The organism is Flavobacterium sp. FlaQc-30 (assembly GCF_044005885.1).
In the GTDB taxonomy this organism is placed as follows: domain Bacteria; phylum Bacteroidota; class Bacteroidia; order Flavobacteriales; family Flavobacteriaceae; genus Flavobacterium.
In genome coordinates, this window is sequence record NZ_JBIPCO010000001.1 from 426,421 (window position 1) to 440,728 (window position 14,308).

A 14,308-nucleotide genomic window follows, 5' to 3' on the forward strand; every position below is an offset into this window, starting at 1 on the left:
TTGGGGGTAACTCTATTCTTATTCTATTTGAAACTAAGCTGTTTTTTCAAGAACAGCTTCTTTCGGTTCTGCAAAATCATTTAAAAAGTACTTCAATTCATTTAGCTCATATTCGTTTGGAAACAAGCTCTCATTTACAATTTTCACTGGAGTATAATTAAAGTTATTTTTAGAACACCATTCATACTGCTTATTTATTTCTTGTTTAACAACCATACTCACTGAATCAACATTCCATTTTTTCAACCATTTTTTCAGACTCATTTTTTTAATATGCCAATCTGAAATTGCTTCGACTGTTTTTCCTGGAGTTGATCTGTTTATTGACAAAAGCCTTTCGACAACAACTTTATATGGATTATCAACATTTTCAGGATTAACATTAAATAATACGTTCAAAAATATTTTATCCGGAAATTTCAATACTAAGTCAAAAGCTTCTTGAAATGTTTTATGACAGTGTACACAACTTGGACTTACGATTACAGTAAGTTTTACAGCGGCACTTCTATTTCCAAAATTTAATCCTCGCAAATCTTCAAGTCCATTTGTATAAGAAACTTTTTTAGACAGGAAATCAAGTAATGAATAATTTCTTTTAAACTTCTTTAGCTCTTTTAAAGTGTTTTCATTATTAAGAACGTCTTTAGCAATTGATTTTATAACAAACCAAATTGGCACAAGAAGAACTAAAGAAAAAAGAAATGGAAAAATCGTCTCGAAACTAAAATTCAAAGTGAACAAGTCTGAAGAAAACCAAATTAAACTTTGAGTAAAAATTAAAAACGAAACCATTAAACACATTACACACCATTTTTGAAGTTCAAATTTTTGAATCCATATAGATGATACGATCACAGGAATTGCTAATAAACTCAAGAATCCCACAAAAACAGATGAACTTAAAGGCTGCACTAAAATTGCTATAAATGATGCTCCAAAGAAAAGCAGCGGGAGATCAGAAAAACTAATCCATTTGTCACTATAATGTTCATCAAAATTTAATACTGAGCTGCATGATGAATTTGCACTTAGATTACAGAACTTTGAAATAACACCATTTTTAAAACCCAGTTTTTCCTGAACGATCAAAATACTAACAATTAATCCCAAAGCCGAGGTTAGTAAAAATATGATGCTATAAAAAGTATATGTATTATAAAAGAACGACAACCCTGCTAAAAGAAAAAATGGCAAGAAGTATTTTAATCCGCTCAATTCAACTTTTAAATTTTCTCTTGCAACAACATTATTAGGTTCGATTGCTACAATTACTCCGTTCCAATCTAAAAGAAATTTATCATATGATATTTTCTGAACTCCTTTTTTAATAGTACTAATTCGAACAAAGTTTTTTGCTCGCTCAACCAATGTTAATTCATCTTTAAAATAAGCCAAAAAATTTGAAGGCAAATCAACGATCTGCTCTTTAGAAACTCTTACTGCAGCATTCTCGATTGACAGTAAATCGAAAGAATCTGTTATGGCAAATAAACTTGGATAATTAGGATGAGAAAGAAACAAATCCTTAAACTCATTTTTCACTTCTGAGTATCTGTTTATTTGAAGAAATTTTTGAATAAGTTTTAACATCCTTTGGACTGGTTTAAATCATAATTACAGTACAAATATTGCTGTTTTTATTCAAAAAATAATCCTAAAAGCACACATTTTATCAATTATACTACATACAATTTATAAATTATAACTAGTACAATAAGGTGTTCAAATTGCTACAAATCAGGTCGTTACAAATCAAAATAACCATTCAAAAACCTCAAAACCCTAATTTCGATCAAGGGTTTCTCATTTTATCTAGTTTTGACAAATCAGAAAACATAAAATGCAAAAACGCAACAAATCACAAACTAAATTTTAAAGATTTCTGAGTAAAAAAAACATCTAAAAATTGTAAAAAATCAAGGTTCAAAAAAGAAGATTTGCCGCCCTTAAAATCTTTCAAATGATCTGCAAAAACAATTTTTGAGCTATTCATTCAACTAAAAAAAATACCCAAAAACTCCAAATCTTGACAGAAGGCCTACTGCATTTATTAAAAAATTAGCAACCCTAAAAACACCAAATCATGTCAAATCTGAAACAAAAACTAGACGATTTTAAAGGAGAAAAATTATCTGAAAAACAACAAAAAATAGTAAAAGGAGGAGGAATTACACCATCCTCTATCGACCCTGGAAAAGGAGGATTGGGAGGTACCAATTAAAAAAAATCTTAAAAAAACTCCAAATCTTGATTAAAACCTACCCCTGTTTTAAAAACCCACAACACTAAAAACACTAAAACATGTCAAATCAAAAATTAAAATTCGAAGATTTTCAAGGAGAAAAATTATCTAGAAACCAACAAAAAACGGTAAGAGGAGGTGATGATAATGATATAGATATAACTCCGCCGCCGCCGCCAGTTGATCCTGGAAAAGGAGGATTAGGAGGAGTAAACTAAAAGTTTCTCTTAAAACACACCTTTATTCAAAACAAGAATACTACACTTTTAAAACCCACAACACTAAAAATATCAAATCATGTCAAATCAAAAATTAAAATTCGAAGATTTTCAAGGAAAAGAATTATCAAAACAACAACAACAAATGGTACGAGGAGGAGACGATAATAATACGGATGAAACTCCTCCAACTCCTGTTGATCCTGGAAAAGGAGGCTTAGGAGGTGCTAATTAAAATTTGATTCGTAGAAATGTTACTTTGAGTAACTATCTCACTAAATATTATTCGCAAACTGAGCTGGAGATACTCCAGTTCTTTTGCGAAACGATTTAGCAAAAGAAACAGCATTTTTAAAACCAACACTTTCTGCGATAGCCTGTGTAGAATACTTTCGATACATATGATTGGTAATCATTTCGTTAATTACATAATTAATTTTCAACTCGTTCGAATACTCTCCAAATGATTTACCAAATCGTTTATTAACTACATAAGACAAATAAGTTGTATTTGTTTTTATTTTCTTAGCTACATAAGGCAATGTAAAATCGGCATTTAAGTACTCTAATTTACTCTCGAGAGCCAATAATTTTTCAACAATTTTGTTTTCTTTAGCTTCGTCAATACTTAAAGGAATGTTTTCTTTTTTGAGTTGTGCTTCTTCCAATTCTAGAACTTCTTCTTGTATTTCTGGCTGCGACTCAACTAATTCGTTGTTGTTTTTCTTCTCGATATTTGCCTTAAATTCTTCAATTAAAGCATTCATTTTTTTATGTGCCTTATTTTTATCTCTAATATTTTTAATTAACAAGAATACCACACTTACAAATACTAATACATAAAAAACCTTAAGACCTCTATTTATCAGAACTTCATTTTTATACCTTTCTTCAATAGTAACCATCTCGTCAGTAAGATTGTGCACACCTTGTTTATAGTTAACTTCTAAAGCTTCAGCACTTAACTTTTCCTCAAACTTCTCATAATTATCCAAATAAATCCTTGAGTGCTTATAAGCAAGTTCTGGTTTATTTTGAATATTGTAAATTTTTGCTTGGTAATAATTCGATTTTAAATAATCGATAGCATTAGCATTCGTAATTGCAGAAATCGAATCACATTTTTTGAAAAAAACCAATGCTTTATCGTACTTTTTAGTTGTAAAATAAATATCGCCTAAATTATAATTGGCAACACACAATATATCTTTCTGATTATTTTGACTGGATAGAAAGACGACATCATAATATGTTTTTTCGGCATTTTTATAATCGCCTTTCCAATTATAGACATTCCCTAAACTTAGTTTTGCTACTATTTTATTAGAAGCAAAATTTTGAGAATAATTTATGGTTTTTTTGTAGTAATATTCGGCAGAATCAAGCAAATGTCTTTTACTTGAATTTTTCATAAAGTAGCTTTCATAGGAACTCGCCAAACTCCGATTGAGATTACTTTTAAGATTTAAAAATTGATCTTTAGTAAAAACACTTTCATTTGCGTCAACAAAGCGATCAATTTGCTTTACATTTTTAATTGATAATTGATAATTTCCTACTGCCTCATTTACTAAAGCAATATTCATCTTGAACTTAACCAGTTGTTTTACATCATTAATTTGTAAAGACAACTTCATTCCTTCTTGGTAAATTTCCAGCGCTTTCCCATAATTACCTCGATAGGTCTCAGCCAACCCTCCATAATTATAGATATAAGATTTGAGCTGCGTCTTTTCTTTCGAATCCGGTATCTTTTCTAAATATTGTAAAGCTGCTTTATAACTTTCCTTAGATTTTTTTGAATCACCCTTAAGCTGAAACATAGCGGTCATCGATCCATTTGCAAAAGCCAAATGTTTATAATTCTTCGATCTTGCCATTTGTGAAGCATATACAAGAGCACTGTCGACATTTGCATTAAAATTTAGTCGAATTTTTTCTTGCAATAATAAATACTCCTTCTCGTTCATTACATTTGATTCTTGAGCAAATGCATTATTAAGAACAAAAAGAAGTAGAAAAGAGATGATCAGCCTCATTCATTTTATGTTTTGGAATCTCAAAATTAGGTTATAAATTATCAATAAACTAAAAATAATTTACCTTATTTGTGATTATTTTATAACTAATACTTGTAAATATAACAATTTTACTTCATTTTGTTATATTTATATTGCGTAAATTTGTTTAGTAAAACTATACAAAAATGAAACCAGATTTATTTCAAGCTCCAGATTATTACAATCTTGATGATTTATTAACAGACGAACACAAATTAGTGAGAGAGTCTGCACGTGCATGGGTTAAAAGAGAAGTTTCCCCTATTATTGAGGAATTTGCTCAAAAAGCAGAATTCCCAAAACAGATCATAAAAGGACTGGGAGAAATTGGCGGATTTGGACCTTATATTCCAGTAGAATATGGCGGTGCAGGTTTAGACCAAATTTCGTATGGTTTAATTATGCAGGAAATAGAACGAGGTGATTCTGGAGTAAGATCTACATCATCTGTTCAATCTTCATTAGTAATGTATCCTATTTGGAAGTATGGAAATGAAGAGCAGCGAATGAGGTTTTTACCAAAACTGGCAACAGGTGAATATATAGGATGTTTTGGTTTAACTGAACCAGATCACGGATCTGATCCCGGAAGCATGATTACCAATTTTAAAGATATGGGTGATCATTATCTTTTAAATGGTGCCAAAATGTGGATTTCTAATGCACCTTTTGCTGATATTGCAATTGTTTGGGCAAAAAATGAAGAAGGCCGCATTCATGGTTTAATTGTAGAACGTGGTATGGAAGGTTTTACAACTCCTGAAACTCATAATAAATGGTCACTTCGCGCCTCTTCAACTGGAGAATTGATTTTTGATAATGTAAAAGTGCCGAAAGAAAATCTTTTACCAAACAAATCTGGTTTAGGTGCACCGCTTGGCTGTTTAGATTCTGCTCGATACGGAATTGCGTGGGGAGCAATTGGAGCAGCAATGGACTGTTATGACACTGCTTTAAGATATGCTAAAGAAAGAATCCAGTTTGGAAAACCAATTGGAGGAACACAATTACAGCAGAAAAAACTAGCCGAAATGATTACCGAAATTACAAAAGCACAATTATTAACTTGGCGTTTAGGAGTTTTAAGAAACGAAGGGAAAGCGACGACAGCTCAAATTTCGATGGCAAAACGCAACAACGTCAATATGGCGATTCAAATTGCTCGCGAAGCCAGACAAATGCTGGGCGGAATGGGAATTACCGGCGAATATTCAATTATGCGCCATATGATGAATCTTGAAAGTGTTATTACTTATGAAGGAACTCACGACATACATTTACTAATAACTGGAATGGATGTAACTGGAATTTCGGCATTTAAATAATAAACAACTATTAAATTATACACAAAATCAATTTAAAAGGCTTCTTCTTACCAGGAAGCTTTTTATCTTTGTATAAAATTTTCGTACATGAATATTGAAACTATACACAATAGCATTCAACCTCAAAAAGAGCAGCTTTTAAAACATTCTTTATACAACAAAATACACAGCATTGATGATCTGCATACTTTCTTAGAAAATCATGTTTTTGCTGTATGGGACTTTATGTCTTTATTAAAAGCTTTACAAGCCAAACTTACTTGTACAACAACGCCTTGGTTTGCTACCAAAAACCCTGAAACAAGATATCTAATTAATGAAATTGTTTTAGCAGAAGAAACAGACTTAAGCATAGACGGCAGAAGACAAAGTCACTATGAAATGTATCTTGAAGCGATGGAAGACTGTGGTGCAGATACAACTGAAATTACTAAATTTTTGAATGAAGTAAATTCGCTTCATAATATTTTTGTTGCCATAAAACAAAGTTCTGTTCATCCTGAAATAAAATCTTTCTTAGATTTTACTTTTAGAGTTATTGAAGAAGGAAAACCGCATCAAATTGCTGCTGCTTTTACTTTTGGAAGAGAAGATTTGATTCCGAGTATGTTTACCGAAATCCTCAAAAACTTTCAAAAAAACTTTCCTGATACTGATTTAAGCAAACTTGTTTATTATTTCGAACGTCATATTGAACTTGATGCCGACGAACACGGACCAATGGCGATGCAGATGATCACAGATTTATGTGAAGATGACGCACAAAAATGGAAAGAAGTTGAAGAGGTTTCAATCTTAGCTTTAGAAAAACGAATTGGACTTTGGAACGCTATCGAGGAAGAAATTCTGATGAAGACTGAAATGGTCTAAAAAAATAAGTTATTTAACGTAACTGTTCTTTAAAAAATTCCAATAACTAAAACTGTTTAAACAACAGATAAGTTATTGGAATTTTGTTTTCTACTATAACAATTACCGTTTGAAGAAATTAAACTGTCTTGAAAAAGCAGGTTAAAAATAAGACTATGCAGGTTTCACCATCAAAAGAGCTTTCTCCTTACATTAAACATTATCTTTTTTTAGATAATGCCGAAACTGCTGTGCAAAAATTCCGCCTATTTTCAGATGGAAATACCGGACTTGTATTTTCTGTAAAAAGCAAACTCATTTCTGGAATTAATAAATATGACGTCAAAGATTATCTGCCATCTTCTTTTTTATACGGACAACTTAACGGTTATAAAGATCTTTATTCTGAAAATGAAATTACGTTGATAATTGTTGTTTTTCAGCCCAACGGAATTCATCAACTATTAGGAATTCCTGCCAATGAATTTCACGACTCGATTATTCCTGTCGAAGATGTTTTTGGCAAAAAAGCTGCAAAGCTGCAGGAGAGCTTGTTTCAACAAAACAATCAAATGAGGGCTGAACTGCTTAATTCTTTTTTTAAATCGTTAATCATCAACAAAACGGCTTCAAATCAGTTATTAGTAAACCATTCCTTAAACTTTATTACTGCCAATAAAGGACATTTTACTTTAAAACAATTAGTTGAGTATACGGGTTACACCGAAAGGCACCTTGAAAGAAAATTCAAGGAATGCGTCGGGTTAAATCCGAAGAAATTTGGTAACGTGGTAAGATTACATCATTTTCTAAAACTGTTAAAAGACAAAAAACACGAAACCAACCTAACAACAATTTGTTACGATGCCGGATTTTCAGATCAATCGCATTTAATAAAAGAGTTTAAAAAACATACCGGAATAACTCCAACTGAATACATATGTAACAGCGGAAAATTGACCAACAATCTTATAAAAAGATTCCCGCCTTTGTCATTTTAAAATGTCGGTTTTGTACAATTTCTAAAATATTGCTGTCGCTATTTTTGACTAAAATTAATAGTGCACAATATGAAAAATCTAAAAATAGCCACAGCACAATTCGAAAACAAAAGCGGCGACAAAAACTACAACTTATCTGTAATCGAAAAACTTTCTCAAAAGGCATCTGCCGAAGGCTGTGACGTAATTTCGTTTCACGAATGTTCTATAACCGGATATACATTTGCAAGAAGCTTATCAAAAGAACAAATGTTAGACTTGGCAGAACTGATTCCGAGTGGAGAAAGCATTTTGAAATTAATTGAAATTGCCAAAAACAACAACATTGTAATTCTAGCGGGACTCTTTGAAAAAGACGAAAACGACGATCTCTTTAAAGCTTATGTCTGCGTAGATAAAAATGGTTTAGTGGCCAAATATCGAAAATTGCATCCATTTATAAATCCTTATTTAACTGCAGGAGATCAATATTGTCTTTTTGAAATTGAAGGCTGGAAATGTGGTATTTTAATTTGTTACGACAATAATATTATCGAAAACGTACGCGCCACAAAACTTTTGGGCGCTGATATTATCTTTATGCCTCATGTAACGATGTGTACTCCTTCTACCCGACCTGGCGCTGGTTTTGTAGCGCCGCAGCTTTGGAAAAACCGCGAAGCTGACCCAACCTCTTTACGTTTAGAATTTGCCGGAATGAAAGGCCGAGATTGGTTAATGAAATGGCTGCCTGCAAGAGCTTATGACAATGCTATTTATGCTGTATTTTCAAACCCAATTGGCATGGATGATGACCAACTAAAAAACGGCTGTTCGATGATTATAGACCCTTTTGGAGATATTTTGGCAAAATGCCGCACTTTTGACGATTCTTTTGCAACGGCGGTGCTTACTCCAGAAAAATGCATTCATGCAGGAGGAAATCGTTACATAAAAGCTAGAAGACCAGAATTGTACAAAGATATTATTGGTCAAGATCATAACTCAGAGCAAAATGTAGTTTGGCTCAACTCTGATAAAAAAAGCATAAATTAAAGATTTCGAATCCTTAAAGCAATTGAAAGATCTACCTTTGAAGATTCATAAATTTACAGAACAAAGCCCAATAATGGAATTTTTTAAAACTACAAATAAAGATATCGATGCTGTTTTCGATATTTACAATGAAGCTACATCTTACCAGAAAACAGTAAATAATAAAAGCTGGAGAGGTTTTGAAAGAACATTAATAGAAAAAGAAATTGCCGAAAATCGTCATTTTATAATCAAAGAAGGAGACGAAGTTGCTTGTACATTTGTACTAACTTTTAACGATTTAATTATTTGGAAAGAAGCCAGTGCAGATCCTGCAGTTTATTTGCATCGTATTGCTACAAACCCAAAGTTTAGAGGGCAATCGTACGTTAAAAAAATCATTGATTGGACTAAGGAATATGCCAAAGAAAATGGTAAAGAATACATTAGACTTGATACACACAGTGGCAACGAAAGGATAAATAAATATTACACTAGCTGCGGTTTCACCTACAAAGGAATAAGCACTATCGAATGGACAAGCGAATTACCAGAACATTATAAAGAAGGTTCTTTTAGCTTGTTTGAGATTAAACTTTAGGTTCTATCAAAAAATAAACCCTTGTGAAATTCTTTCACAAGGGTTTTCTAATTCTGCAGAGAGGAAGGGATTCGAACCCTCGATACAGTTACCCATATACTAGCTTTCCAGGCTAGCTCCTTAAACCACTCGGACACCTCTCTATTTTGGTCTGCAAAGAACACAAAAAAAATCGAGTTTCAAAAGTAAAACTCAAGATTAGTTTAAATGCTTTTTCTAAATTCTTCCATGAATAATTTTACTGCTTTTTTCTGGTAACCTCCAATGGTTAACATATACGATTCTCGCTTGGTCACAACTCCTGTAATCTGAATAGCTCTTAGATTATCCCAGCCTTTTAGTGCTTTTTCGGCTACAATTGTCGCCCAATCACTATTCTCTACCATTTGCAATAAAGCATGAATTGAATTTAATTCTATCGAGATTTTCGGCTTCATATTGTATTTTTTAAACAACACTTCGACATATTCTCTTGAATTAGATCCTTTTCCGGGTAAAATAAGCGGGACATCTTCAATTTTCTTAAAAGGTATTTTATCTAAAGAAGCTAAAGAATGTGACTTAGAAACCGCCATAACCATATTTGAAGTAAACAATGGCATTTTCTGAATTGGAAGCTCGATCTCATGCGATGAAATAACCAAAACCAAATCTAATTCGTTGGTGATCAATTTTTGCTCTAAAGCTTCTGTTGTACCGTATTCAACTACAATTTTCAAATTTTGGTACGTTTTTGCAAAAGCATTTATAACAGGTAAAATCAAAAGTCCAAAAATATACGTTACGCCTAATCGAAGTTCGCCGCCAATCATTTCGTTTAAATCTTCAATTGCCTGTTTTCCGTTTTCGACATTTTCGACCACTTTTCTAGCATGAATTAAAAAAACAGAACCGGCTTCTGTAAGCTGAACTTTTTTTCCAATCCTTTTAAATAAGGGCATTCCCAGTTCCTCTTCCAGTTTTTTTATTTGCTGCGAAAGTCCGGATTGTGTTACAAAACACAACTCGGCGGCTTTTGTAAAATGTAACACCTCAGCTGTTTTAATAAAATATTCGAGTTGATAAATTTCCATATTGATAAGTTTTACTACTCATAATGAGTAAAATTATTAATTTTTCTAATGAAATCATAATCCCGAACTTTGTAAAAAAATATTTCAGGTTATGTTTAAAGCGTTAAAATCAAGAAACTTCAAGTTATTCTTTTACGGACAATCCGTTTCTGTTATTGGGACTTGGCTTCAAAAAACAGCAGTAAGCTGGATGGTTTACAGCATTACCGGATCTGTATTTTTGTTAGGCTTGGCCACTTTCTTAAGTATGATTCCGTCTTTGTTTTTAGCGCCATTGGCAGGAAGTATTATTGGCAGATACGACAGACATAAAGCCATGATTTTATTGCAGTCTTTAGCAATGCTTCAAGCTGGAGCTCTGGCTTTGTTGATTTACTTAAAAATTTACAACATCAATTTTATTCTGGCTTTAAGTCTTTTTCAAGGAATTATCAATGCTTTTGATATGACTTGCAGACAAACTATGATGATTGATATTGTCGACAACAAAGAAGATCTGCCAAATGCGGTTGCCTTAAACTCCACTTTAAATAATTTTGCCCGAATTGCGGGACCTGCTTTAGCTGGAATTATACTGCATAATTATGGTGAGGATATTTGTTTTATTGGAAATTTTCTAAGCTATATTCCTGTTTTAATATCTTTATTGATGATGAAAATCACGCCTCATATTAAAGCCGTTGATAAATTTAAAATGCTCGAAGATTTTATTGAAGGTTTTGATTATATCAAAAAAGAAGCTGAAATGGCAAAAATGCTTTTAATGTTAACCTGCAGCAGTTTATTTGTAATTTCTTTCAATACTTTGATGCCTGTTTTTGCCAAAGATATTTTTAGCGGTAATGCACAAACTTTCAGCTGGTTTGAAAGTGCTGCCGGAATTGGCTCCATCATATCAGCAATTTATCTCGCTAATTTGAAAAAATCAGACAATATGAGCAAAATAATGATCGCTGCGAGCTTATTATTAGGTTTCAGTATTATCATACTCGCTTACTCAAATAGTTTAACTATCGCCTTAATTTGTATGGCATTGAGCGGCGTAGGTATGATGGCACAAACCTCATCTATAAACATTTACATTCAAACGCAAAGTGTCGTTAATATGCGTTCGAGAAGTATCAGTTATTATTTAATGGCTTATCAGGGAATGATTCCTGTTGGAAGTTTGATAATTGGGTATGTTTCGCACATTACAGGAACTCGAAATACGGTTGCCATTCAGGGCATAATCAGTATTATCTCTGTAATTGTTTATGTGTATTACAAAAAACATAAATCTTCTGAAGAGTTAGAGACTTGTCCTGTTGAATATCGAAATTCCAAATTTTAATCCTTTGAAAAGAAATTCCAATAGAAAAAATCCGAATTCCAATTGTAAACAATCTTGTCATTTCGACGTAAGGATGGATTAAAATCCATCCCTACAATACAATTTGTTCCTATGGAACTTTTAATGAAATTCCGAAGGAATGATTCATTTTGCAGCAACGGATTTTAATCCGTTGAAGACAAAGTAACCACAAAATTGTCATTTCGAGGAACGAGAAATCACACTAGGAATTCCTCATGCGAAAGAACCAATCTTTGTCGATTATCGAGTGTGATTTCTCGTTCCTCGAAATGACAAACTAATTAAGAAAAGGCAATAAAAAAATCCCAAATTCTAACTTTTAATTTTTAGAATTTGGGATTTTAAATATGGTATTTTAATTTAAGAAATTTCCCCTCGCAATGCCGTTTCAAAGATATTTTTAAATTCGTTTTGCGGAATATTATGCCCTAATAAATACATTAGTTTTGTTATTGCAGCTTCTGTAGTAATATCTTTTCCCGAAATAACTCCAAGCGATTTTAAGGCTGTACTCGTTTCGTACTGTCCCATATTTACGCTTCCGCCAGAACATTGTGTCACATTTACAATGTGCATTCCAGATTTAATCGCTTTTTCAATTAAATTTAAAAACCAATCTTCGGTTGGAGCATTTCCGGAGCCGTAAGTTTCGAGTACAATTCCGCGTAAACCTGGAGTTGCCAAGATCGAAGCCAAAACAGTTTCGCTCATTCCCGGAAACATTTTTATGATCGCTACATGATTGTCTAAGTTCTTGTGAACAATCAAATCTGCATTTTTATTTACAGGAAGAAATAAATGTGAGTTTAATTTTAAATGTACTCCAGATTCTACCAATTCAGGGTAATTTGGTGCTGTAAAAGCTCTAAAATGCTCTGCGTTTACTTTTGAGGTGCGATTTCCTCTGTATAATTTATATTCAAAATATAGGCACACTTCTGTAATAACAGGTTTTCCGTTTTCTAGAAGTGAAGCAATTTGAATTGCTGTAATCAGGTTTTCTTTTGCATCCGTTCTCAAATCTCCAATTGGCAATTGAGAACCTGTAAACACAACTGGTTTTGCCAAATTCTCGAGCATAAAACTTAATGCGGAGGCTGAATATGACATAGTATCTGAACCGTGAAGAACCACAAATCCGTCATAAGAAGCATAATTTTCTTCTATGATTTCTGCAATTTTTGTCCATTCAGAAGGGTTCATATTAGAGGAATCTATCGGATTTTCAAAAGAAACCGTTTCGATTTCACAATCTAATTGTTTGATTTCAGGAATCTTTTGCAATAACTTCCCAAAGTTAAAGGCTTTAAGCGCTCCTGTTTCAAAGTCTTTGCTCATACCGATGGTTCCGCCGGTATAAATTAGAAGTATTTTAGCCTTAGATGACATCTCCATATTTTAATTTATTGACAACCGGATTGGCGTACATGGCAAGAAAACCTTGTCTAGTAACAGGATTATCACTGCCAATACGCATTTCTAAACGACGCTCAAACAATGATTTTTCACTGTCTTTGTATAAATGAGAAAATGTATTGGTTTTATTCAAGATATCGTAAGCGATAAAATTAGTCGGCCATAGTTTATAGTTTTTCAATACTGAATCGTCTATAACTTGAGCCAAAGCTTGAATTTGCTTATTTGCATTGTCATTTTCTGCAACGATCTGATCAATTTCAGTATCCAAAACATCGCCTACAGAAATATGTATTCTCTTTTTAGTTCCCATGATACCGCTTAAAATGGTCATGAAATCTTCATTTTTTTCTTTAATATAAACTTCATTGTTTGCTTCTGCCATTAATTGCGGCATTTTCAAAACATCTGTTGGGTCATATTCGTATGAAATAGAAACGGGAACAATTTTTAATTTCTTAAAATAATCCATCAAATTGGCTTCATCAGAACCCATTCCTATCATTTTTAAAACTCCTGGATTTGTCTCATCGTTTCCGTCTTTGGTACGTCCTTCTCGCTGTGCGATCCAAACTGAACGGTTTTCGCGAAGCAGTAAGTGCCCAATATATTCTGACAATAATTTAGAACTTTGAAGCATCTCACGAGGTGTTAAACCTCTTAAAACCAAAAAGTTTCTATTTAATTTTGCCAAGGTTGACAAAAATGCTTTTTTAACTAAATTATCTCCAATTGCAGATGCGGTCATAACCAAACCATGCTCAAATAAACAAACATTAAGCAAGGTTGTATCTAAAAGAATATCTCTATGATTGGAGACAAACAAATAAGATTCGTTTTTTTCTAATTTTTCAAAACCAGAAGTTGTAAGTCCTTCAGAACTTCTTTCCAGAACTTTTTGAATGGTATTGTAAATAAAATTGCATTGAAAATCACGAATTGAATGTGTTTTTTTAAGCTGTTCCTTCCAAACCTCATCTTCCACATCCGGAAAAGTAAAATTCATCATAGCTTTCATCATCGGATGATTGACTACACCATGAAGTGCTTCATTTATTTCGGAATCATAGAACGGTCGAATGGCATCAAATCTCTGCATTATTATTTATCTGTTTAAGTGGGCAAATGAACAAAAAAAAAATTAAAGTATTG

14 protein-coding genes and 1 tRNA gene are annotated in these 14,308 nt (G+C 32.6%); 9 read left to right on the plus strand and 6 right to left on the minus strand.

The genetic code is table 11. The annotated features are described in order from the left end of the window. Positions 1–33: 33 nt before the first annotated feature. Entirely contained in the window at positions 34–1,593 is a 1,560-nt protein-coding gene (locus ACHRV0_RS01810; protein ID WP_395439722.1) for a vitamin K epoxide reductase family protein, read from the minus strand. Between the two features lie 493 nt (positions 1,594–2,086). Here ACHRV0_RS01810 and ACHRV0_RS01815 point away from each other — a divergent pair, with 493 nt between their 5' ends. The 3 genes from ACHRV0_RS01815 to ACHRV0_RS01825 all read left to right on the plus strand — a co-directional run bounded on the left by ACHRV0_RS01815 (position 2,087) and on the right by ACHRV0_RS01825 (position 2,698). Beyond that, entirely contained in the window at positions 2,087–2,224 is a 138-nt protein-coding gene (locus tag ACHRV0_RS01815) for an rSAM-modified peptide (protein ID WP_129022576.1), read from the plus strand. An 80-nt stretch (positions 2,225–2,304) separates the two neighbouring features. After that, a complete protein-coding gene (locus ACHRV0_RS01820; protein WP_395439723.1) occupies positions 2,305–2,463 on the plus strand; it encodes an rSAM-modified peptide in 159 nt (52 codons plus the stop codon). A gap of 79 nt (positions 2,464–2,542) precedes the next feature. Continuing rightward, positions 2,543–2,698, plus strand: a complete 156-nt coding sequence (locus ACHRV0_RS01825) for an rSAM-modified peptide (protein WP_089053733.1) — start codon at positions 2,543–2,545, stop codon at positions 2,696–2,698. A 40-nt stretch (positions 2,699–2,738) separates the two neighbouring features. On the opposite strand, the gene ACHRV0_RS01830 is transcribed toward ACHRV0_RS01825, so the two are convergent. Continuing rightward, on the minus strand, positions 2,739–4,502 hold the full coding sequence (locus tag ACHRV0_RS01830) for an AraC family transcriptional regulator (RefSeq protein ID WP_129022575.1): 1,764 nt from the start codon (positions 4,500–4,502) through the stop codon (positions 2,739–2,741). Between the two features lie 167 nt (positions 4,503–4,669). On the opposite strand from ACHRV0_RS01830, the gene ACHRV0_RS01835 reads away from it, so the two are divergent. From ACHRV0_RS01835 to ACHRV0_RS01855, 5 genes are all read left to right on the plus strand, one after another. Then, positions 4,670–5,848 (plus strand): acyl-CoA dehydrogenase family protein, encoded by a 1,179-nt coding sequence (locus tag ACHRV0_RS01835; protein ID WP_089053731.1) that lies wholly within the window; start codon positions 4,670–4,672, stop codon positions 5,846–5,848. 87 nt (positions 5,849–5,935) lie between these two features. Beyond that, positions 5,936–6,718: a DUF3050 domain-containing protein gene (locus tag ACHRV0_RS01840; protein ID WP_089053730.1), complete on the plus strand. Its 783-nt coding sequence runs from the start codon at positions 5,936–5,938 to the stop codon at positions 6,716–6,718. Positions 6,719–6,873: 155 nt separating this feature from the next. Beyond that, the gene (locus tag ACHRV0_RS01845) at positions 6,874–7,698 is read left to right on the plus strand and encodes a DUF6597 domain-containing transcriptional factor (RefSeq protein WP_395439724.1); all 825 of its coding nucleotides are present in this window, start codon (positions 6,874–6,876) and stop codon (positions 7,696–7,698) included. A gap of 69 nt (positions 7,699–7,767) precedes the next feature. Next, on the plus strand, positions 7,768–8,733 hold the full coding sequence (locus tag ACHRV0_RS01850) for a nitrilase family protein (protein ID WP_395439725.1): 966 nt from the start codon (positions 7,768–7,770) through the stop codon (positions 8,731–8,733). A 73-nt stretch (positions 8,734–8,806) separates the two neighbouring features. Further along, entirely contained in the window at positions 8,807–9,313 is a 507-nt protein-coding gene (locus ACHRV0_RS01855) for a GNAT family N-acetyltransferase (protein WP_395439726.1), read from the plus strand. 56 nt (positions 9,314–9,369) lie between these two features. Here ACHRV0_RS01855 and ACHRV0_RS01860 read toward each other — a convergent pair. Next, a tRNA-Ser gene (locus ACHRV0_RS01860) sits at positions 9,370–9,456 on the minus strand. A 60-nt stretch (positions 9,457–9,516) separates the two neighbouring features. Continuing rightward, positions 9,517–10,386, minus strand: a complete 870-nt coding sequence (locus tag ACHRV0_RS01865; protein ID WP_395439727.1) for a LysR substrate-binding domain-containing protein — start codon at positions 10,384–10,386, stop codon at positions 9,517–9,519. Positions 10,387–10,477: 91 nt separating this feature from the next. Between ACHRV0_RS01865 and ACHRV0_RS01870 the strand changes: the two genes are divergently transcribed. Further along, entirely contained in the window at positions 10,478–11,719 is a 1,242-nt protein-coding gene (locus ACHRV0_RS01870; RefSeq protein ID WP_395439728.1) for an MFS transporter, read from the plus strand. A gap of 381 nt (positions 11,720–12,100) precedes the next feature. Here ACHRV0_RS01870 and ACHRV0_RS01875 read toward each other — a convergent pair whose 3' ends face one another. Both ACHRV0_RS01875 and ACHRV0_RS01880 read right to left on the minus strand, forming a co-directional pair. Then, a complete protein-coding gene (locus ACHRV0_RS01875; protein ID WP_395439729.1) occupies positions 12,101–13,129 on the minus strand; it encodes an asparaginase in 1,029 nt (342 codons plus the stop codon). Continuing rightward, complete coding sequence (locus ACHRV0_RS01880) at positions 13,119–14,255, minus strand: 1-acyl-sn-glycerol-3-phosphate acyltransferase (RefSeq protein WP_129022568.1); 1,137 nt, start codon at positions 14,253–14,255, stop codon at positions 13,119–13,121. The genes ACHRV0_RS01875 and ACHRV0_RS01880 overlap by 11 nt, the downstream gene beginning before the upstream one ends. Positions 14,256–14,308 lie beyond the last annotated feature (53 nt).

Coding starts and splice junctions, on each gene's coding strand:
- ACHRV0_RS01875 (WP_395439729.1), bottom strand. CDS start 13,129: ATGTCATCTAAGGCTAAAATACTTCTAATTTATACCGGCGGAACCATC.
- ACHRV0_RS01830 (WP_129022575.1), bottom strand. CDS start 4,502: ATGAGGCTGATCATCTCTTTTCTACTTCTTTTTGTTCTTAATAATGCA.
- ACHRV0_RS01810 (WP_395439722.1), bottom strand. CDS start 1,593: ATGTTAAAACTTATTCAAAAATTTCTTCAAATAAACAGATACTCAGAA.
- ACHRV0_RS01845 (WP_395439724.1), top strand. CDS start 6,874: ATGCAGGTTTCACCATCAAAAGAGCTTTCTCCTTACATTAAACATTAT.
- ACHRV0_RS01840 (WP_089053730.1), top strand. CDS start 5,936: ATGAATATTGAAACTATACACAATAGCATTCAACCTCAAAAAGAGCAG.
- ACHRV0_RS01835 (WP_089053731.1), top strand. CDS start 4,670: ATGAAACCAGATTTATTTCAAGCTCCAGATTATTACAATCTTGATGAT.
- ACHRV0_RS01855 (WP_395439726.1), top strand. CDS start 8,807: ATGGAATTTTTTAAAACTACAAATAAAGATATCGATGCTGTTTTCGAT.
- ACHRV0_RS01880 (WP_129022568.1), bottom strand. CDS start 14,255: ATGCAGAGATTTGATGCCATTCGACCGTTCTATGATTCCGAAATAAAT.
- ACHRV0_RS01825 (WP_089053733.1), top strand. CDS start 2,543: ATGTCAAATCAAAAATTAAAATTCGAAGATTTTCAAGGAAAAGAATTA.
- ACHRV0_RS01850 (WP_395439725.1), top strand. CDS start 7,768: ATGAAAAATCTAAAAATAGCCACAGCACAATTCGAAAACAAAAGCGGC.
- ACHRV0_RS01865 (WP_395439727.1), bottom strand. CDS start 10,386: ATGGAAATTTATCAACTCGAATATTTTATTAAAACAGCTGAGGTGTTA.
- ACHRV0_RS01870 (WP_395439728.1), top strand. CDS start 10,478: ATGTTTAAAGCGTTAAAATCAAGAAACTTCAAGTTATTCTTTTACGGA.
- ACHRV0_RS01820 (WP_395439723.1), top strand. CDS start 2,305: ATGTCAAATCAAAAATTAAAATTCGAAGATTTTCAAGGAGAAAAATTA.
- ACHRV0_RS01815 (WP_129022576.1), top strand. CDS start 2,087: ATGTCAAATCTGAAACAAAAACTAGACGATTTTAAAGGAGAAAAATTA.